Annotated in this window: 18 protein-coding genes; 6 read left to right on the top strand and 12 right to left on the bottom strand. The window is 70.4% G+C overall.

Features of this window, described 5'->3' with window-relative positions:
* Nucleotides 1–98: 98 nt before the first annotated feature.
* Nucleotides 99–521, bottom strand: coding sequence for a peptide-methionine (R)-S-oxide reductase MsrB (msrB, locus tag VZQ01_RS04735; RefSeq protein WP_141327068.1), 423 nt, complete (start codon nucleotides 519–521; stop codon nucleotides 99–101).
* Nucleotides 522–732: 211 nt separating this feature from the next.
* Between msrB and VZQ01_RS04730 the strand changes: the two genes are divergently transcribed.
* On the top strand, nucleotides 733–1,149 hold the full coding sequence (locus VZQ01_RS04730) for a CBS domain-containing protein (RefSeq protein ID WP_426746992.1): 417 nt from the start codon (nucleotides 733–735) through the stop codon (nucleotides 1,147–1,149).
* Between the two features lie 61 nt (nucleotides 1,150–1,210).
* On the opposite strand, the gene thrS is transcribed toward VZQ01_RS04730, so the two are convergent.
* From thrS to VZQ01_RS04710, 4 genes are all read right to left on the bottom strand, one after another.
* Nucleotides 1,211–2,413 (bottom strand): threonine--tRNA ligase, encoded by a 1,203-nt coding sequence (thrS, locus tag VZQ01_RS04725; RefSeq protein ID WP_426746991.1) that lies wholly within the window; start codon nucleotides 2,411–2,413, stop codon nucleotides 1,211–1,213.
* 267 nt (nucleotides 2,414–2,680) lie between these two features.
* On the bottom strand, nucleotides 2,681–3,061 hold the full coding sequence (locus VZQ01_RS04720; RefSeq protein ID WP_426746990.1) for a hypothetical protein: 381 nt from the start codon (nucleotides 3,059–3,061) through the stop codon (nucleotides 2,681–2,683).
* A 181-nt stretch (nucleotides 3,062–3,242) separates the two neighbouring features.
* A complete protein-coding gene (locus VZQ01_RS04715) occupies nucleotides 3,243–5,105 on the bottom strand; it encodes an OPT/YSL family transporter (RefSeq protein ID WP_426746989.1) in 1,863 nt (620 codons plus the stop codon).
* Nucleotides 5,106–5,156: 51 nt separating this feature from the next.
* Nucleotides 5,157–6,167, bottom strand: a complete 1,011-nt coding sequence (locus VZQ01_RS04710; RefSeq protein WP_426746988.1) for a hypothetical protein — start codon at nucleotides 6,165–6,167, stop codon at nucleotides 5,157–5,159.
* 193 nt (nucleotides 6,168–6,360) lie between these two features.
* Here VZQ01_RS04710 and VZQ01_RS04705 point away from each other — a divergent pair, with 193 nt between their 5' ends.
* Together VZQ01_RS04705 and VZQ01_RS04700 are read left to right on the top strand one after the other, a co-directional pair.
* Entirely contained in the window at nucleotides 6,361–7,179 is an 819-nt protein-coding gene (locus tag VZQ01_RS04705) for a methylase (RefSeq protein ID WP_426746986.1), read from the top strand.
* Nucleotides 7,180–7,312: 133 nt separating this feature from the next.
* On the top strand, nucleotides 7,313–8,629 hold the full coding sequence (locus VZQ01_RS04700) for a carboxylate--amine ligase (protein WP_223746505.1): 1,317 nt from the start codon (nucleotides 7,313–7,315) through the stop codon (nucleotides 8,627–8,629).
* Between the two features lie 56 nt (nucleotides 8,630–8,685).
* Here the strand turns inward: VZQ01_RS04700 and VZQ01_RS04695 are convergent, their stop codons facing one another.
* The 3 genes from VZQ01_RS04695 to VZQ01_RS04685 all read right to left on the bottom strand — a co-directional run bounded on the left by VZQ01_RS04695 (nucleotide 8,686) and on the right by VZQ01_RS04685 (nucleotide 11,385).
* Nucleotides 8,686–10,134 (bottom strand): type III PLP-dependent enzyme domain-containing protein, encoded by a 1,449-nt coding sequence (locus VZQ01_RS04695; protein WP_223783153.1) that lies wholly within the window; start codon nucleotides 10,132–10,134, stop codon nucleotides 8,686–8,688.
* Nucleotides 10,131–10,982, bottom strand: a complete 852-nt coding sequence (locus VZQ01_RS04690) for a glycosyltransferase family 2 protein (protein WP_223746507.1) — start codon at nucleotides 10,980–10,982, stop codon at nucleotides 10,131–10,133. Before VZQ01_RS04690 ends, VZQ01_RS04695 begins: the two co-directional genes overlap by 4 nt.
* A gap of 148 nt (nucleotides 10,983–11,130) precedes the next feature.
* Nucleotides 11,131–11,385 carry a hypothetical protein gene (locus VZQ01_RS04685; RefSeq protein WP_141327083.1) on the bottom strand — a complete coding sequence of 85 codons (255 nt, stop codon included), beginning with the start codon at nucleotides 11,383–11,385 and terminating at the stop codon, nucleotides 11,131–11,133.
* A 192-nt stretch (nucleotides 11,386–11,577) separates the two neighbouring features.
* Here VZQ01_RS04685 and VZQ01_RS04680 point away from each other — a divergent pair, with 192 nt between their 5' ends.
* Nucleotides 11,578–12,351, top strand: a complete 774-nt coding sequence (locus VZQ01_RS04680) for an arginyltransferase (RefSeq protein ID WP_223746508.1) — start codon at nucleotides 11,578–11,580, stop codon at nucleotides 12,349–12,351.
* Nucleotides 12,352–12,361: 10 nt separating this feature from the next.
* On the opposite strand, the gene VZQ01_RS04675 is transcribed toward VZQ01_RS04680, so the two are convergent.
* Nucleotides 12,362–13,258, bottom strand: a complete 897-nt coding sequence (locus VZQ01_RS04675; RefSeq protein WP_426746985.1) for an alpha/beta hydrolase — start codon at nucleotides 13,256–13,258, stop codon at nucleotides 12,362–12,364.
* Nucleotides 13,259–13,478: 220 nt separating this feature from the next.
* Here VZQ01_RS04675 and VZQ01_RS04670 point away from each other — a divergent pair, with 220 nt between their 5' ends.
* Entirely contained in the window at nucleotides 13,479–14,582 is a 1,104-nt protein-coding gene (locus VZQ01_RS04670) for a glycosyltransferase (RefSeq protein ID WP_223746510.1), read from the top strand.
* Nucleotides 14,583–14,632: 50 nt separating this feature from the next.
* A complete protein-coding gene (locus tag VZQ01_RS04665; protein ID WP_426746984.1) occupies nucleotides 14,633–16,315 on the top strand; it encodes a glutamine--tRNA ligase/YqeY domain fusion protein in 1,683 nt (560 codons plus the stop codon).
* A gap of 15 nt (nucleotides 16,316–16,330) precedes the next feature.
* Here the strand turns inward: VZQ01_RS04665 and VZQ01_RS04660 are convergent, their stop codons facing one another.
* From VZQ01_RS04660 to VZQ01_RS04650, 3 genes are all read right to left on the bottom strand, one after another.
* Complete coding sequence (locus tag VZQ01_RS04660; protein ID WP_223783149.1) at nucleotides 16,331–16,483, bottom strand: hypothetical protein; 153 nt, start codon at nucleotides 16,481–16,483, stop codon at nucleotides 16,331–16,333.
* Nucleotides 16,484–16,507: 24 nt separating this feature from the next.
* Nucleotides 16,508–16,726, bottom strand: a complete 219-nt coding sequence (locus tag VZQ01_RS04655; RefSeq protein ID WP_223783148.1) for a hypothetical protein — start codon at nucleotides 16,724–16,726, stop codon at nucleotides 16,508–16,510.
* A gap of 115 nt (nucleotides 16,727–16,841) precedes the next feature.
* Nucleotides 16,842–19,022: a M4 family metallopeptidase gene (locus VZQ01_RS04650; protein WP_426746982.1), complete on the bottom strand. Its 2,181-nt coding sequence runs from the start codon at nucleotides 19,020–19,022 to the stop codon at nucleotides 16,842–16,844.
* Between the last annotated feature and the right edge of the window lie 141 nt (nucleotides 19,023–19,163).

Here is a 19,163-nt window from a genome sequence, read left to right as displayed (position 1 = left end):
TTCGGCAGGTGTCAGGTCGTCCCCGCTCCTGCTCCGCGCTCGCGACGAACACCCGGCCCGGGCTCGATGAACCGAGCGGGGCCGGGGGCTTGCAGCGCTTACGCCCGGACCAGCTCCAGCGGCTGGCCCTCGGGCACGTGCTTCATCGCCACCGAGTTCATGCAGTAGCGCAGGCCGGTGGGCGGGGGGCCGTCGGGGAAGACGTGCCCCAGGTGGCCGTCGCAGCGGGCACAGCGCACCTCGGTGCGGACCATTCCGTACGAGCGGTCATCGATCTGCGTCACCGCGTCCGGTCCCACCGCCTGGGTGAAGGACGGCCAGCCGGTGCCGGACTCGAACTTGGTGCCCGACTTGAACAGCGGATTGCCACAGCCGGCGCACACATAGGTGCCCGGCGTCTTCGTGCCCAGGAAGCACCCCGAGCCCGGACGCTCCGTGCCGTGCCTGCGCAGGACGTCGTACTCCTCGGGCGTCAGGCGCTCGCGCCACTGCGCATCGCTGAGGGTGAGCTTGTCGACCATGCCGTCACGCTCCTTTGCCCGGGTCCACGCCCGGGAGCTTCAGTCAGATGCGCATCCTGCCCAATCGTCGCGCTCGCTGGCCAACCTGGAATGACGGCGGCCGTGTGCCCGCCCGCTGCTCCGCCGAGCCCGGGTGCCTTCCTGCCGGAGGGCCGCGCCGACCTCATGGTTGGAGACGCAGTCCTACCCTCAACCCGTCAGCGGAGGCGCCATGCGGATTTTCGAGCTGATGACCCGGAACGTGGAGACCATCGAGGCGGACGAGTCGCTGCGAGTCGCCGCCCTGCGGATGCGCGAATGCAACATCGGCGCGCTCCCCGTCACCGAGGGCGGACAACTGGTGGGCATGCTGACGGACCGAGACATCACCGTGCGCTCCACCGCCCTGGGCCAGGATCCCAACACCACGCGCGTGCGTGAGGTGATGACGACAGCCCTCATCACCTGCGAGCCGGACGCGGGGCTCGATGTGGCCGAGCAGATGATGGAGGACAAGATGGTGCGCCGGCTCGTCGTGGTGGACGAGGCCCGTCGCCCGCTGGGCATCCTGAGCCTGGATGACCTGGCCACCGTGCCCGCGGAGGTGCTGCGCGCCGGCGTGGTGCTCGAGCACCTGCAACACGCGTAGCCGTCCTCCAGGAACCGAGGGGCGCGAGGAGCAGACGGGCCTCGCGCCCCTCGGGGCTTCATCACGCCGGGACTCCGGGGACACACGCGGACACCAGCTCCGCCAGGCCCGCGTCCCACGACACGTCCCGCTGGGCGCCATCCCGCTGTCGCAGGCGCAGGCCCTTCGCCTGCACCTCGCGCGCACCCACCACCACGAGCCAGGGGACACCTCCCTGGTGCGAGTCCAGCACCTTGCGCGACAGCGACTCCTGCCGCGCGTCCACGCGGACGCGGCAGCCCGCCCGCCGCAGGCTGAAGGCGACGTCGCGCGCGTAGTCCTGCGCGGCGTCACCCACGGGCGCCACCACCACCTGCTCGGGCGCGAGCCACGCGGGCAGGGCGCCCTGGTGGTGCTCGAGCAGCACGCCGATGAACCGCTCCAGGCTCCCCAGGAGCGCGCGGTGAAGCATCACCGGACGGACCCGCAGGCCCTGGGAGTCCTGGTAGCGCAGGTCGAAGCGCTCGGGCAGCACGAGGTCGAGCTGAATCGTCCCGCACTGCCACTCGCGCCCCAGCCTGTCTTTCAAGACGAACTCCAGCTTGGGGCCGTAGAAGGCCCCCTGACCCGGTTGGTATTTGCACTCCAGGCCCGCCTGGCTCGCCGCGTCCGAGAGCCATGCCTCGGCCTGGTCCCAGACGGCGTCACTCCCCGCGCGGGAGGCGGGACGCCCGGAGAAGGCCACCTGGACGTCGTGGAAGCCCAGGCCCGCGTAGAACTCGCGCAGCGAGCGCGCGAAGTTCACGACCTCTTCCACCACTTGCTCGGGGGCACAGAAGATGTGCCCGTCGTCCTGCGTGAACTGACGCAGCCGGAACAGGCCATGCAGCGCGCCGCCCGGCTCGCTGCGGTGGACCAGTCCGAACTCACTCATGCGCAGGGGCAGGTCGCGGTAACTCAGGGACATGCGCCGCACCAGCTCGATGTGGCCCGGGCAGCTCACCGGCTTGAGCGCGAGCGGCCGCCCGCCGTCCTCCACGAGGTACATGTTCTCGCGGAAGTTCTCCCAGTGGCCGCTGCGCTCCCACAGGGGCTGCGCGTAGAGCTGCGGCGTACGGACTTCGAGGTAGCCCTCGCGCTGCATGCGCTGGCGGATGTGCTCCTCCAGCAGGCGGAACAACAAGAGCCCTCGGGGATGCCAGAAGACCATTCCCGCGGCCTCCTCCTGCAGGTGGAAGAGGTCCAGGCGTTGGCCGAGGGCGCGGTGGTCGTTTTCGTCGAGCATTGCTTCGTCTCCGGTACGGAAGGTTTGGGAAGGCCTTGCCGGACGGAGCGCTGAGCGAACACACGGTTGCCCCGGCCGGTGAAGGCGGGGCGAGAAGCCGTGCGGTCGTCAGCTCACTTCACGACGCGCACCGCTCCACACCTCGCCGTAGCGAGTCGTGGTGCGGGTGGTCGTGGTGACGTTGACGATGCTCACGCGGAACAAGATGCAAGCGGGTCTGGAAATTGTCAACCAGACCCGCGGGCAACCCCTCACGGGTCAGGGGACTCAGCAGTCGTAGCGGCCGGCGATGCAGTAACAATAGCCCTCGACATCGCCACGGCAGCACGGCTGCGTGCCGGCCCGGCAGTTCTGTCCGTCCATCGCCGAGCACGAGCGATAGTCGCCCGGACACACCGCCGGCGGGCAGAGCTTCCTGACCCCGTCACACGTCACGCTCCGGCCTTCGAGGGTGCTGCAGGTACTTCCCGTGCAGGAGATGAACGTCCCGTTCGCGCAGGCCGTCGTACAGGTGACGAGCTCCTGGCGGGTTTGCGCCAACTCGACGTCCGCCGGGCCTTCATCGACTTGCACCTCGAGCGCCTCGCCACCACAGGCCAGCAACGAGACACCAAGAATCGCCACCAGCATCACGAATGCGCGCTTCATGAGAACTCCCGCGGAAGAACGACGTGGAACCACCTGCGACCCATGTGGGTCGGTTCCTCGTTTTCCCATGAGAACTCGTATTGATGTGAGCGGTGTCCCGCGGTGAAGTGCTCGCGAACGGACGTCTGTCCACAGCCAGCGGCGCCGGGAGCTTCGAGCCCCCAGCGCCCGTGACTTCGACTCACGCCAGCAGCGACGCGAGGCCAATCATCCCGGCGATGAGGAAGAAGAGCGACTCGCCCGCGATGAGGCCTCCGCCCGCCAGGGACATGGTGCTCATGTCCTCGGGGAGCGCCTCGCCCTGTGCGGGGCTGCCCGCGGAGGCCGGCGCGCGCTTCTTCGTGACGGTGTTCCACACGGACGCGATGACCCCGCCCGCGCCGAACCACAGCGCCACCGGGAAGGCCACGAAGCCGCCGAAGGAGGACGCATAGGGGCTGGCCAAGAGCAGCGAGTCCATGGTCCAGCCCACCGCGAAGCCCGCGCGCGAGCCCTTGATGTAGCGCTGGTAGCCCGGGTTGGCGTGCAGCACCTTGCGCAGCGCCTGGATGCCGAAGCCCAGCCCCAGGCCGAGCAGCATCGCCTTCACCTTGGTGTCCGACAGCGAGCCCAGGTCGCGGATGGCGCCCACCAGCTTGTACGTCATCGCCGAGCCCCACTGGCCCACCTCGGCGTTGGGGTTGTCGAGCTGGTTGATGGCGAGCGCGGGGTAGGCGGTCATGAACACGCGCGCCAGGCCCACGCACAGCAGGGCGCCCATGATGACGCCCATCACCTGGTAGCGGAACTGGATGACGCGGTTGGTGCCCAGGCGCCACCCGGTGGAGCGGTCCTGCTGCATGTCGCAGCCCACGGAGGTGGAGATGAGCAGGATGGTCGCGGCCATCAGCGCCACCAGCGGGTTCTTCAGGCCCAGCAGCGACATCATCATGATGGAGATGACGAACGCGCTGGAGATGGGGTTCTGGTCGGTGATGCCGTAGGAGATGCCGTTGATGAGCACGAACAGCAGCGCCAGCGCGAGGCCGAAGAGCAGCCAGCCCAGGGGCTGACCCAGCACCGCGGTGCCCACCACCAACGTCGCCGCGCCCCAGCCGAGGACCCAGGCCAAGAGCCGGGGCAGGTTGACCTTCTTCCACGCGGGCTCCTCGTCCTTCGGCGCGTCGGCCTGGGCCTGCACGCGCGCCACCGCCTGCACCGCGAGCAGCGACAGGTCCACCACCGCCGCGCCGCAGATCATCGCCAGGCCGATGAGGAAGCCAATCTTGCGGAAGGGGTCCTCGGGGCCGAGCCAGCCGATTTCACGCAGGTGCGGCACCTGCCATGCGCCGATGACGGCCATCAACACCGCGGGGATGGTGATGCGGCTGCCGACAATCATGCCCGCGCCCAGCGTGGCGGCGCTGGTGCCGATGGCGGCCACGACGGCGATCTTCTCCGTCATCCACGCGGCGATGGCGCCCAGCAGCGTGCCGCCGCCCAGCTTGGAGATGGAGGCCTTGAGCAGCCGCTTGTCGGTCAGCGCGCGCAGGATGTTGGCCACCGCGAAGCCCGACGGGTAGTCGAGCTGCAGTCGGTCCACGAGCAGCGGCGTGTAGAGCATGCCCACGCCGACGGCGAACATTCCCACGCAGCCGACGAAGAGCATCAGGTGCCAGGCGGGGGGCATCTCCATGCCCAGCCACACCATGGCCTGGATGAGCACCGACATGGCGCACAGCGAGGCCACCGACGCGGCCATCGTCTGCATGTAGTTGGCGCCGTGCTTGCCCTCCGCGCCGTAGCCGTACGTGACGGCGCTGCCGAGGATGCCGGCGAGCACCTGGCCTCCGACGAAGAAGCCCACGCTGAAGTTCATGTACGACGCGGCGATGCCACCCAGGGGCCCGAGGATGAACAGGGCCACCGCGCTCAGGAGCAGGTGGTACTTCCAGGTCCCGACGGGAGGCAGCCAGCCGAAGCGTGGCTGGAGGTTGTCGGAGTCGGGGGGCGTCGAGGACGAGGGGGGCTCCGGGTGGGGGAGCGGCTGGACGGGAGATGCCATTGGGCCGGGAGGCTACCGGCGTTCCACGCCGCTGTCACAACCCGGGACGTTTCATCGCCCATTCAAGAAGGGGAGCGCTCGCAGGGCGGCGCGAAGCCGGGCCCGCTCCTTCCAGATTTGGAGGCCGTGGAAGACGGCCAGGGTCACGAGGCAGGCGATGCCGAGCGTGACGTAGCGACGGATGAGGTCACCCTCGGACCAGCCGTGGTCCTCGACCAGTCGGCTCGGGTCGCTCAGGCCCACGCCCTCCATGCGGCCGAAGGGGATCTCCTCGGCGTCGGTCCGCGCTCGCCACCAGGTGTGGAAGCCGTCCCAGAAGGCGAGCGCGCCGATGAAGACGAAGCCCCAGCGCAGGCCTCTCGCGTGGAGGTGGCCGCCGGGCCGGGCGTGGAAGGACGCGACCAGGAGCGTGCCCAGAATCAGCATCCCCGCGTCTCCGCCGAAGACGATGAACACCTCGGTGCGCCACAGGGGGATGACCAGCGTGCAGAAGGCCTGGGTGACGAGCAGCACCGTGCTCCAGGCCAGCCAGTCCCAGCGGCGCAGCTTCCAGCCACGCCACGCCCAGAAGCCGAGGGCTCCCGCGAGCATCGCAGCCAGCGAGTACCAGCGTTCGGAGCCCGTGGGCGTGACCCACGGGGCCGGGATGGCGGGGATGCCGCACAGCCACGCGGTGACCGCGTGCCCGACCTCGTGGACGTACATGGTGAGCAGCCGCACGATGAAGCGCGCGGAGCCGGTGGCCACCAGATAGCCCACCAGCAAGGCCAGGGGCACGACGACGAGGCGCAGGCGCAGCTCATGGACGGCGTCCTCCTCGCTCGCGTCGAGAGAAGGCGTGCTCGGTGGCAGCACCTCGGAGCGCAGTTCCGGAGGCGCCAGCCACGGGGGGTCGACCTCGAAGGGCGTGGGAGCCTGCTCGGTGGCCTCGCGCTGGACGCGCTCCTCCTCGGCCTTGCGCGCGGCGCGGGCCTCGGCGCGGGCGTAGATGATGCCGCAGCGAGGACACTCGGCCCCCTGCACTCGGGGCGCCTGACAGCCGGGGCAGGTGAGGGCGGACACGGGGCGCACGAAGGTGGAGCCTAAAGCCTCCGCGCTCCAGACGAAAACAGGGGCCCTTCGACCATGCAGGCGGCCCATTGAATCGCGTGGGCGGTGGGGGCCTCGTCAAAGCGCACGGTCCGGTGCATGAGCGCATGCCCGGGCGGAAGCGGGGTGCTTGACGCGATGGGGCCGCCTCATCGAAGACCAGGGCATGTCCACGCTCGACGCGAAGACGCGGGGGCGCACCGCACCCGGAAGGCTGCGCGCGCTCGATGCCTTCCTGTGCCGCTTCGAGCCCACTTTGCTGTCACGCGTCGACGGTCCGTGGGCCCATGCCGTCTTCGTGGACGTGGGCTTCGGCGAACATCCGTGGACGACGCTCGAGAGCGCCAGCGCCTTTCGCGCGCTCCACCCCGAGCTCGTCGTCATCGGCGTGGAGCTCGATGACGCGCGGGCCCTCGCGGCCCAGGCCCACGCGGGGCCTCGCACTTACTTCCGTCAAGGCGGCTTCGCGCTGCCGCTGTCCCCGGAGGAGCCCGCCCGCCTCGTGCGGGCCATGAACCTCCTGCGACAGGGACCCGTGGAGCGCGTCGCCGAGGTGCACCACGCGCTCAGCCGCTTCCTGCTCCCCGCGGGGCTGCTCGTGGAGGGCAGCTCGGACCCGGAGGGTTCCGTTCTCACCGCGCACCTGCTGCGTCGCTCCGACAGCGCTCCCGAGTCGCCGCCCGCTCGCGAGGCCCTGCTCTTCCACACCGACTTCCGCCAGGGCTTCGCGCCGCTCTTGTTCCGCGACTGGCTGCCGCGTGACTTGCGCCGCCGCGTGCGTCCCGGTGAGCCCATCCACGCCTTCTTCATGTCCTGGGTCGACGCGTGGAAACAGGCTCGCGACGCCGGCCACTCCGCGCCCGCGGATGCCTTCCGCGAGTCTGTCTCACGTTTGTGTCATCAGGTGGACGGCGTCTCCACGGACTCATGGCTGCTCGACTCCGGTTACCTGCTATGGCGGCCGCCGACAGGTGTGGCGTCCTGACGCATGGGGCCGGGCAACCCCATCCCCATCCACCCCAGATGATTCGCCCTCCAATCAAGCGCCGCGAAGAGGGAGGGGCAAATGGCGGAGGGGGCGGATATGGTGTGGGGCCCTCCAACGGGAGACAGCACAGGTGCAGGCAGAAGACGTGAAGGTGCAGCAGTCGGCGACAGAGCGCGTGGGAGAGCGGCCGGCCGCGCTGCTCTTCTCCGCTGGCTTCTATGGGACGCTCGCCGCCGCGCGGTGCTTCGGGCGCAATGGCATCCGCGTCACCGTGGCGGACCCCGGACGGCTGGGCCCCGCGAGCTGGTCGCGCTTCGTCGGACAGCGCGTGCAGTGCCCTCCCGAGTCCCAGCCCGAGGCGTTCCTCGCGTGGCTCCTCGACTTCGGAGCCCGGGCGCCCATGAGCCACGTGCTGTATCCGACGAGCGACGAGCTGGCGTGGCTGGTGTCCGTGCACGCCCAGGAGCTGTCGCGCTACTTCCACCTCTACGACCCCGGCATCGACGCCGTCTACGGGCTGCTCAACAAGCGCAAGCTCTTCGAGGCGGGCCAGTCGGTGGGGCTGACGCTGCCGCGCACCTGGTTCCCCGAGTCCGAGGCGGACCTGGAGAGCATCTCCCGCGAGGCGCGCTTCCCCGTCCTCATCAAGCCGACGACGCAGATCCTCTACTCCACGCACCGCAAGGGCCTGCCCGTCGCGGAGCCCTCGCAGCTCGTGGAGGAGTACCGCGCCTTCGCGCGCGACGGCTACGCGCCCATGCTGGTGAAGTTCGACCCGGCCGTGGCGCGGCCCATGGTGCAGGAGTTCCACCCCGAGGCGGCCCAGGGCATCTACAGCCTGTCGGGCTTCGTGGACCGCACGGGCGCGCTGTTCGAGGTGCGCGGCGCCATGAAGGTGCTCCAGCGTCCGCGCCGCCTGGGCGTGGGCGTGTGCTTCGAGTCCGCGCCGGTGCGCCAGGACCTGGCCGACGGCCTGCGCAAGCTGTGCGCGAAGCTGGGCTACCACGGCGTCTTCGAGGTGGAGTTCATCCAGACGAAGGACGACTTCCTGCTCATCGACTTCAACCCGCGCTACTACGGGCAGATGGGCTTCGACATCGCGCGCGGGCTGCCGCTGCCGCTCATGGCCTATCACGCGGCGCTGGGTGACGTTGACGCGCTGGCGCGCGTGGGGCAGTCGGCGCGCGCATGGACGGGACGCGGCGAGGTGTTCTGCAACCGCATCGCCCTGGAGATGCTGCTCAACCTCCAGCGGCTGTCCGGCGCGCTGCCCGCCGACGAGGCGAAGCAGTGGCGACGCTGGCTGCAGACGCACCGTCAGGTGGCGGTGGACCCGCTCATCGACTCGGATGACCCGATGCCGTCCGCGGTGGAGGTGGCGCAGATCCTCTACGGCTCCGCGCGCCACCCGCGCGCCTTCCTGCGGATGATGGTGCTCAACCGCTAGCAGGCCTTCGCCGCCCGTGTGTCAGCGCGCACGGGCGGCGGACCTCGACGAAGCGCTCAGGCCGCCTCGGGCTTGCCCGGGCTCTTCGCCACCGTGTCGAGCGCCACCTGGTCCTCGAACGTCTCCGCCCGGCGCAACAGCCGCGCCTCGCCGCCGTCCAGCGCGATGATGGCCGGCTGCGGATACGAGAAGGACGTCGCGAACGGCACGAAGTACGCGCCCGCGTCCATGATGGCCAGCGTGTCACCCTCGACCAGCTGGGGCAGTCGCTTGGCGTGGTACAGCGTGTCGCCCGGCGTGCAGATGGGGCCCACCACCGTGTAGACGCGCTCGGCGGGCGCGTCTGGCCGGTCCACGTGGAAGAGCTGGTGGTACTCGTTGCGCACGCACTCGGCATGGTTCACGCCCGCGTCGAGCACCGCCCACGTCCGGTCCTCGCCCGCCTTGAGCGTGTGCACGCTGCCGAGCAAGAGCTGCGTGTCGCCCGTCATGGCGCGGCCCGGCTCCAGGAAGATGCGCGGTCGCGCGCGCCCCTTCCTCGCGTAGTGCGACTCCACCATCTCCACCACGAGCGCCACGTAGCGCGAGATGTCCAGCGATGCCGCCGGGTCCGGCGCCGGCACGTCCCGGAAGAAGGTGAGGTTGAGGCGCCAGTCGCGCTCGGCGATGTGCTCCACCGACGGCGTGCAGAGGCTGCCGCCCAGATCCAGCACCTCCAGGTCCAGCCCCAGCTCCTGGTGCAGCGTGTCCGTGAAGCCGAGCACCGCCTCCACGAAGCCCGTCAGCTCGCCCTCGGTGCGGATGGTGGCGCCCCGGTGCGCGTGCAGGCCCACCACGTCCAGGTGCGACGACGCCCGCGCCTGCGCATACGCCCGGAGCGCCGCGCCGCCCGCGATGGGCGTGCCGAACTGCGCCGCCCAGCCGCTGTCCGTGCTCACCCGCACCGCCACGCGCGGACGCTGGTCCAGCTCCGCCGCGACGCGCGCGAACAGGCCCAGCTCCTCCGCGTGGTTCGCGGCGAGCAGCTGGATGCCCCGGCCGATGGCCTCGCGCACCGAGGCCTCCGACTTCACCGGGCCGTTGTAGACGATGCGCTCGGGCGCGACGCCCAGCCGCAGCGCCAGCCACAGCTCGTAGGCGGAGATGATTTCGGCGCCCACGCCCATCCCGTGCAGCACCTCCAGCACGCCGGGGATCGGGTTCGTCTTGTACGAGTAGAACACCTCGCACCCGCCCGCGCGCCCCGGGGGCACCGCGAGGAAGCGCTCCACGTTGCGCTGGAGCGCCGCCAGGTGCACCACGTGCAGCGGCGAGCCGAAGCGTTGCACCAGCGACTTGAGCGCCACGCCCTCCAGGCTCAGCCCCTGGCCGGGGACGTGCTGCAGCCCCCAGTACGACGCGGGAATCTGCGTGCGCGCGGGCGCCATGGCCCGCTGGAGCACGGGCCTGAGCGTCTGCTTCACCTGACGCTTGGCCGTGCCGACGAACCGACTCTTCAAGCTCATGAGACCCGGCCCTGCTTGGGCAGCCACAAGGGCAGCTTCTTGGCGATGTCGAACGGCAGGGTCCGCATGAGCAGCTGCAGCGCGCGGTACTCCAGCGCGCCGTTCGTCTTGCGGTACTTGCCGTGGATCATCTCGTTGGACTGCATCACCAGCGTGCCGTCCTTGCCCAGGTTGTGCATCAGCGAGGGCCGGCCGGTGCGGTAGTGCAGGATGGGGCGGTCCACGTAGACGTGGCCGAAGGCGCGGATGCCGCGCAGGTAGAAGTCCACGTCCTCGTAGACGGGGATGGACGCGTCGAAGCCGCCCAGCGTCGCGAAGTGCTCGCGGCGCACCATGCACGCGGAGTTCACGTACAGCGTCCCGCGGAACAGGATGTGCGCCACCGTCCACGCGCTGTTGGGCGTGCTGGCGCCCACCTTGGCCGCCCACTGGAAGTACTCGCTCTTGTCCTTGAGCCAGTCCGCGTCGTCACCGAACGGCACCACCCAGCCCACCGCCACGCCCGCGTCGGGCCGCGCGTCCAGCGCGCTCACCATGGCGTGCAGTGCGCCGTCGGCGAGCATGTCGTCGTCGTCCAGGAAGTGCAGGTAGCGGCCCCGGGCGAGCGTCACGCCGTGGTTCCGCACCACAGCGGGGCGCCCCTTGGACGGCGGGTCGTTCACCACGTAGCGCACGCGAGAGTCGCCCAGCCCCTCCACCGACGCCCGGGCGGTGCCCTCCGGCGTGTCATCCAACACGATGACCTCGACGTGGACCCCCTCCTGGCGGAGCACCGAGCGGATGGCCTCCACCACTTCCTTCTCTCGTCGGTGGGTGGGCATCACCACCGAGACATCGATTGCGGACATGTCAGGCTTATATGCGTTCGCGCCGGGGCCTGAGAAGACGCCTCCGGGTTGGCGCCGCCGCCAGGCTTGCGCGCACGCCTGCTCCACGCGCAAGGGTTGCGGGAACGTGCGTTCTCAAAATGGATGAGCTTGAGAAGCGGCGCGGGCGTCAGTAGCTCGCCACCGCGAAATCGAAGTCGTCGGAATCCCACCCGGGGTCCTGCTCGACCTGCCGGGAAATCGCCGTCCGTGGGGCAACGATGTCCTGCTCCGCGAGGCGGGCCTCCACTCGGGGGCGCCGCATCGCCAGGCCCTGGCCATCCCACTCGCGGCCCCCCAGCCGGGCGCGGGGCGAGGTGTCCTGGACCTCCACGTCGACATGGGCCAGCCGGTCCATCCAGGGCTGCAGGCAGTCTCTCGCCATGTGCTTCCGCCTTCGCGTGGGGGTTGACGGGGAGCGGTTGCAGTCGTCATGCCATGGACCTGGTAGGGCGGGGGGCCGTCGGACGCGTGACAGGAGGGCGTGCGGGGCGCGGCCCGCCGGCCACGGTGGGCGTCCGGGAGCCCTCCGGCGACTTGACGCCGGACCGAGGGCCGGACAGGAACATGGACGCAAATGGCCCTCCTGCTGGCACACGACGTCGAGCCCCCGCGCCCCTGCAGCTACCTGCCCGAGCGGCAGGCCTCGCTGGAGAACCTGGTGCTGCGGGACGTGTCGCCGGAGGAGTACGAGCACCTGCTGGTGCGCGGCTGGCGGCGCTTCGGGCCGGTGTACTTCCGGCCCGCCTGCGCGGACTGCCAGGAGTGCGTGTCGCTGCGCGTCCCGGTGGAGGGCTTCCGGCCCAACCGCAGCCAGCGCCGCGCCCGGGCCGCGTGCGCCCACCTGCGGGTGGAGGTGGGCGTCCCCAGGGCCGACGAGGAGCGGCTGGCGCTCTACCGGGCCTGGCACGCGGAGCGCGAGGCCGCGCGGGAGTGGGAGCCCTCGCCGCTCACGGTGCGCGAGTACTCGCTCCAGTTCTCCTTCCCGCACCCCTCCGCGCGCGAGGTGGCCTGGTACGACGACGCGGCGGAGGGCGGCCCCCGGCTGGTGGCGCTGGGCATCTGCGACGAGACGCCGCACGCGTGGAGCGCGGTGTACTTCTTCTACGACCCGGACTACGCGCGGCTGTCCCCGGGCACGGCCAACGTGGTGTTCCAGGTGGAGCTGGCGAAGGCGCGGGGCATCCCCCACGTGTACCTGGGCTTCCGCGTCCAGGCGTGCGCGTCGCTGCGCTACAAGGGCGGCTTCCGTCCGCACGAGCTGCTCGAGGGGCGGCCCGCGCTGGACGCCGAGCCCACCTGGGTGCCCGCGTCGGACGCGCCGGAGCCGGAGTCCGGCGCCGGGCCCTGAGCCGCGTGGGTCAGCCCGCGCCCAACAGCGCCCGGTCGAAGTGCTCGCGGAGCCGGCGCGCGTACTCCTCCGGGGCCACGCGGGCGTACTCGCCATGGCCCGCGCCCTCGACGACCCACAGCGTCTTGGGCTCGCAGGCCGCGCGGAACAGGCTGGCCTGGAGCTTGGCGGGCGCGTCCGGGTCCACGTCGCCGTTGACGAGCAGGAGCGGGCGGCCCTTCAGCTGGCACATGCCGTCGATGGGGCGCACCGCCTCCACGTCCACGCCCGCGCGGCGCAGCGTCCACAGCACCGGCTCCGCGCTCAAGGCGCCCCACCTGCCGTAGCCCGAGTACACGTCCGCCTCCAGGGCGGGGTACGCGCCCGCGGCGGCCACCGCCTTCACGCGCGCGTCGTGCTCGGCCACCAGCAGCGCGGTGGTGCCGCCCATGGAGAAGCCGAAGAGCCCCAGCCTGGCGGGGTCCACGTCCGGCCGCGCCGCCACGAAGTCCAGCGCGGCCGTCACGTCGCGGCGCTCCAGGTCTCCCCACGTCACGCGGTCTCCGCCGCTCTCCCCATGGGCGCGCAGGTCGAACAGCAGCACGCCGTAGCCGGCCCGGGCCAGCGCGCGGGCCTCGAAGAGCAGCTGCGCGCGGTTGTCCGCGAAGCCATGCACCAGCACCACCGCGGCGCGGTTCTGCGAGGGCACGTACCAGCCGCGCAGCGTCAGGCCGTCCGCGTTGGTGAAGGCGACGTCCCGCATCGCGTCCAGCTCCGGCGCGGCGGACGGCCGCGTCACCGGCACGTGGGGCGGGTGCAGCAGGCCCTGGCCGATGCGGTGCCCCTTCACGACGAGCAGCCCCACGGACGCGAGCACGCCGAGGAGCAGGACCAGGGGGACGAGGAGTCGTGGACGGAGCGCGGTCATCACGGAGCGTGACAGGACGGGAGAGCCCGGCGGTCTGCCCGGGCGCCGGCAGAGCGTACGCCGGGATGCGCGCGATGTGTCGCCAGGAGACGTTGCAGCCGTCCGTCTTGTTGGCGGCCGTGACACCCTTGGGTTACGGTGCACCCGCCTTCAGGGAGTGGGGGGCTGGATGCTGGTGCCGGTGCCACGAGACGCCTCGAAAGACCCTGGGAGGAAGCGAGTGCTGTTCACGCTCGTGTTCCTGGGCGGAGGCGGCATCGAGCGCTCGGTGTGCAACGTCCTCGCGGGGCTGGACCCCCGGCGCTTCGCCACCCGGCTGTTCTTCCACCACCGACCTCCACCGGGGCGCGAGGACCGGCTGCCCGCGAACACCGAGGTCTCCTGGGCCACCGACTCCTACGACTACCACCGGCAGAACCTGCCCCTGTACCTGTGGCACCTGTTGCGCCATGCCCGCGAGGCGGACGTCATCGTCGCGGGGCAGGAGGGGCGCGCGGCGCTGTTGGCCTGCCTGGCCGGGAAGCTGCTCGGCAAGCCCGTGGTGGGGATGATCCACTTCGACTGGGGCGCCTTCCACCGCGAGCAGCCGCGCCGCCAGCTCTGGGGCCTGCGGCTGCTCTACCCGCGCATGCAGCGCATCGTCGCGTGTGGCCATGACACGGCGCGCTCCTTCCAGTCCCTGGTCCCCGTGCCCGAGGAGCGGCTGCAGGTCATCCCCAACTTCGTGGACGGGGAGGTGGTGCGCGCCGCCGCGGACGGGCCGGTGCCGGACTGGGCGGGCCCCGTCTTCGAGCGCCCGGTGGTCATCGCCGTGGGCCGGCTGGAGCCCCAGAAGGGCTTCGACGTGCTCATCCGCGCCCATGCCCTGGCGCGCCAGGAGGGCGTGGACCACCACCTGCTCATCCTGGGGGTGGGTTCGCTGGAGGCCGAACTGAAGGCGCTGGCGCGCTCGCTGGGGGTGGAGTCGAGCGTGTTCATGCCGGGCTTCGCGTCCAATCCGCACGCGCTGATGCGCCGCGCGGCGGTGTTCGCGCTGTCCTCCCGGTTCGAGGGGCTGCCCATGGTGCTCCTGGAGGCGCTCGCCCTGGGGTGCCCGGTGGTGAGCACCGACTGCCCGTCCGGCCCCGCGGAGGTGCTGGAGAATGGGCGGCACGGCGTGCTGGTTCCAGTGGAGGACGCCCCGGCGCTGGCCCAGGCGCTGGCCCGAGCCGTCTTGGACGAGGTGCACCGCAAGGACCTGGCCCGGAAGGCCCGGGCCCGCGCGGAGGAACTGTCCTCGGCCAAGGCGCTGGGGGCCTGGGAGGCGCTCCTGGACTCGCTCTGAAAGGAATCCCTTGCCGGCCCCGGGCGGCTTCACGAGGATTCGCCCCCATCATGACGACGACGAACGAAACGCAGGGCCTGAACTTCCTCCAGGAGATCATCGAGGAAGACCGGCGCACGGGAAAGCACGCGGGACGCGTGCACACCCGCTTCCCGCCCGAGCCCAACGGCTACCTCCACATCGGCCACGCCAAGTCCATCTGCCTCAACTTCGGGCTGGCGAAGCAATACGAGGGGCTGTGCAACCTGCGCTTCGACGACACCAACCCCGTCACCGAGGACACCGACTACGTCGAGGCCATCCAGCGCGACGTGAAGTGGCTCGGCTTCGACTGGGCGGACCGCAAGTTCTACGCCTCCGACTACTTCCCGAAGCTCTACGACTTCGCCGTGCAGCTCATCAAGCAGGGCAAGGCGTACGTGTGCAGCCTGTCGCCGGAGGAGATTCGCGAGTACCGCGGCGACTTCACCACGCCGGGTCGTGACAGCCCGTACCGCACCCGCTCCGTGGAGGAGAACCTGGACCTGTTCTCGCGCATGCGCGGCGGGGAGTTCCCCGACGGCAAGCACACGCTGCGCGCCAAAATCGACATGGCGTCGCCCAACCCCGTGCTGCGCGACCCGCCCATCTACCGCATCCGCCACGCGCACCATCACCGCACCGGCGAGGCGTGGCCCATCTACCCGCTCTACGACTTCGCGCACTGCCTGTCGGACGCGATTGAGGGAATCACGCACTCCGTCTGCACGCTGGAGTTCGAGAACCGGCGGGTGCTGTACGACTGGATCGTCGACAGCCTCATCAAAGGGGACCGGCCGTACCAGTACGAGTTCAACCGGCTGAACCTCAACTACACGGTGATGAGCAAGCGCAAGCTGCTCAAGCTCGTCACGGAGAAGTACGTCTCCGGCTGGGACGACCCGCGGATGATGACCCTCAGCGGCCTGCGCCGCCGGGGCTTCACGCCCGCGTCCATCCGCGACTTCGCCACGCGCGCGGGCGTCAGCAAGACGCAGCAGCTCATCGACATGGGCGTGCTGGAGCTGTGCATCCGGGAGGACCTGAACGAGACGGCGCCCCGGGCCATGGCGGTGCTGCGGCCGCTCAAGGTGGTGGTGGAGAACTACCCCGAAGGCCAGGTGGAGATGCTGGAGGTGCAGAACCACCCGCAGAAGCCGGAGATGGGCACGCGCCAGGTGCCGTTCATGCGCGAGCTCTACATCGAGGCGGACGACTTCATGGAGGTCCCCGCCAAGGGCTTCTTCCGGCTGGCGCCGGGCAAGGAGGTGCGCCTGCGCTCGGCGTACTTCATCACCTGCAAGGAGGTCATCAAGGACGCGGACGGCAAGGTGGTGGAGCTGCGCTGCACCTATGACCCGGCCACGCGCGGCGGGGACTCGCCGGATGGCCGCAAGGTGAAGGGCACCCTGCACTGGGTGCCGGGCAACGCGCCCACCGCGGAGGTGCGCCTGTACGACCGGCTCTTCTCCGTGGAGAGCCCGGACTCGGACGACGCGACGGACTTCACCACGTTCCTGAACCCGCACAGCCTGGAGGTGCTGCGCTCGGCGCGCGTGGAGCCGCTGCTCGCCAACGCGGCGCCGGAGTCGCGCTTCCAGTTCGAGCGGCTGGGCTACTTCTTCGCGGACCCGAAGGACTCGCAGCCCGGCAAGCCCGTCTTCAACCGCACCGTGTCCTTGAAGGACTCGTGGGTGAAGGAGAAGGGCAAGTAGTCACGGACGGGACGCTCAGGGTGTCGCCGGGCCCTTGCCGGGCGGCACCCTGCACGCGGCGTGACCCAGGATGACGTCCCCGTCGACGGTGCTCGTGGGCGTGGGCGTCCAGCCCGCCTGGAGCCGGGCGTCCAGGAGCTCATCCGCGCTGGGTCGACGGTCCCACACGGAGACCGCATTCACACCGCCCAGTCAGGTGGTGTCGAAGACGAGGTAGCCCCCGTCCTTCCAGGGCAGCACCACGTCGTGGGTGAACTCGTCCTGGACGACGACCTCGGTCACGTCGCGCGGCGGCGTGCTCGCGAAGCCCCACCGCACCACGTCCTGGAGCAGGGTGAGCGGCCCAAGCTCCCGCTCCAGCGCCGAGCGCTCCTCGGGGGACAACCCAGACCTGTCGTTCAGCGGGAGCATGACCCCGGCAGTGTAGCCCCGCTCCGGGCGCGGACACACGTGGGGCCCCGCGCGGCCGTCCCCGCCGCCCGTCGGTCCGGGCGGAGGTGGAGGCCGCGAGGGCGGGTGTCACGTGTCAGGGAGGATAGGACACGAGGATGGCGGTGTTCTGATAGCCGCCCTTCGCGCCGACGACCCAGACATACAGCTTGCCGGAGGTGACCTGGGGGATGACGCACTTCTCGGCGTTGGTCTCCTTCATGCCGCGGCAGTCGTACTCGTAATGGTTGGGGATGGCCCCCATGCGCACGTAGAGGTCCGCGTTGCCCGTGCCGCCCAGCAACTGCACGGTGACGCTGCGCGGCTTCCCGTTCGCGCGCGCCGGCACCTGCACGATGTAGCCATGGCTGCCATTGGCGGGGGCGGACAGTCCGCTCACCACCACGTTGGGCTCGAGCGGGAAGAAGCCGCCGTCGAACTTCATCACCAGCGAGGCGTTGGTGTAGGGCGTATAGGTGTTGACCATCGCGTACCACTTGCCGGCGGTGGGCGTGGGGAAGACGCACTCCTCGTTGGCGCCGGAGCGGTAGGGCCGGCAGTCATAGAGGCCCGTCGTGGGGTAGTTGCCCTGGCGGATGTACAGGTCCGGGTCGCCCGTGGTGCCGGACAGGGTGAAGCGCAGGTTGGTGGCGCCCTCGGGCACCTCGGCCCAGCCGTACTCCTTGGCGCCGCTCGCCGTGCCGGAGAGGACGACGGGCACGTTGCGCTCCAGCTCGAAGGGGTCGGTCGGCTCGAACACCACGCCCACGTTCACGGCCTTCCAGGCCGCGGCGACGGAGGCGACGACGGACGCGTCGTAGCCCAGCTGGACGGCGGCCTGCTCGGTGGCGATCCTCGCGGCGTCGAAGGTGGAGTTGGGCATCAGCAGGTCCCGGTTGGCCTTGTAGAAGATGCGGCCCGCCATCTCGATGCCGATGCCCGTCACGGCCGGGCGCGTGGGGAAGCGCGGGTGCGTGCCGCCCTGGGCCAGCAGGTAGAAGGCCAGGTTGGAGATGCCCGAGCTGTAGTGGACGTCCACGCCGTTGCTGTAGTTGTGGTAGTCGTCCAGCGAGTCCCCATCCTGGGTGGGGTTGTTCATGTAGCGCAGCGCATCGCCGGGGACTTCGGGCGTCCACACGTCCTCGCCCACCAGGTAGGTGCCCTCGTTGATGACCCTGCCCTCGCTGTGCCACTCGCAGACGGCGCCGAAGATGTCGGAGATGGACTCGTTGAGGCCGCCGGACTCACCCGAATAGATGAGGTCCGAGTCGACTTCCGTCACCGCGTGCGTCAGCTCGTGGGCGATGACGTCCAGGCCGTAGGCCAGGTTGATGGCGGTGGTGCCGTCACCGTCGCCGAAGACCATCTGCTCGCCGTCCCAGTACGCGTTCACGTAGTTGACGCGGTGGTGGACGGTGGAGTGGAGCGTCGCGCCGAGGTCGTCGTAGGAGTCGCGGTCGAACAGCTCCTTGTAGCAGCGCCAGACGGCGCCCGTGTTGTCGTACGCCGCGTTGACGACGGGGTCCGCGTGCGGCGCTTCTCCCTCCCGGCGCGCCACCGTCCCCGGCAGGTCGTTGGTGTTCTGGCCGTCGTAGACGATGCGGTCGAGCGCGGAGTGGATGTGGTTGAAGCGCTCGAACACCTCGCCGGAGCGGGCGTTGACGAGCACCGACTCCTTCACGGGCGTGCCGTCCTGCTTCGCGCCCGTCACCAGCACCCGCCAGGAGAGGATGAGCTGGTCCTGGTCCCTCCAGTAGACGAGCGCGGGCGCCTTGCGGACGACGAGGCCCGGCACCGAACCCTTGTCCGCCAGGGCGTTGGCCTTCGCCAGGTCCACGCCGATGGGGTCGCTCTGGAGGGCGGCAAGGCCTCCTCGCGCGTTGCCGTTGATGGCGAAGACCTGGCCGTCGCGCGCGTGCAGCCGCAGCTCCGCGCCCAGCACCTCCACGCCGTGGTAGCGCACGCCGAAGCGGTAGTGCGTGTCCCCGTCGGAGCCGACGTAGGCCTTCTTCAAGAAGAGCTGCTCGGTGTCGAGCTTGAAGAGCGGCGCCACCCGGGCGAGCACCGGCGCGAGGGAGTGGGTCTGAAGTCCCTTGAGGGCGAGCTTGCCGGTGGGGACCTCACCGAACCTGCCTCGGAGGAAGGTGGGGACCTGGTCCGGGTCCGCGGAGAGGACTTCATGGCCCTGGGCGAGGGCCGCTGCTGCCTGGGTGGCGGCGTCGTCGTGTAGGTCCTTCGGTGTGTCGGCATCGGTGCAGGCGCCCAGTGTCAGGCTCAACAGCGTGGCACCCAGGACACCGCGTCCCCGTTTCACAAACATGCACTACCCCCCAGCGAGAGATGAAGTCGCCAGCCTGTGCAATCACAACCCGAAGGAGAATTCGGTACTGGCAACCCCATCGCAATCTATCGCGAGGCC

This window comes from Myxococcus faecalis, assembly GCF_050039385.1.
In the GTDB taxonomy this organism is placed as follows: Bacteria; Myxococcota; Myxococcia; order Myxococcales; family Myxococcaceae; genus Myxococcus; species Myxococcus fulvus.
This window is presented reverse-complemented; position numbering and strand designations above follow the sequence as displayed.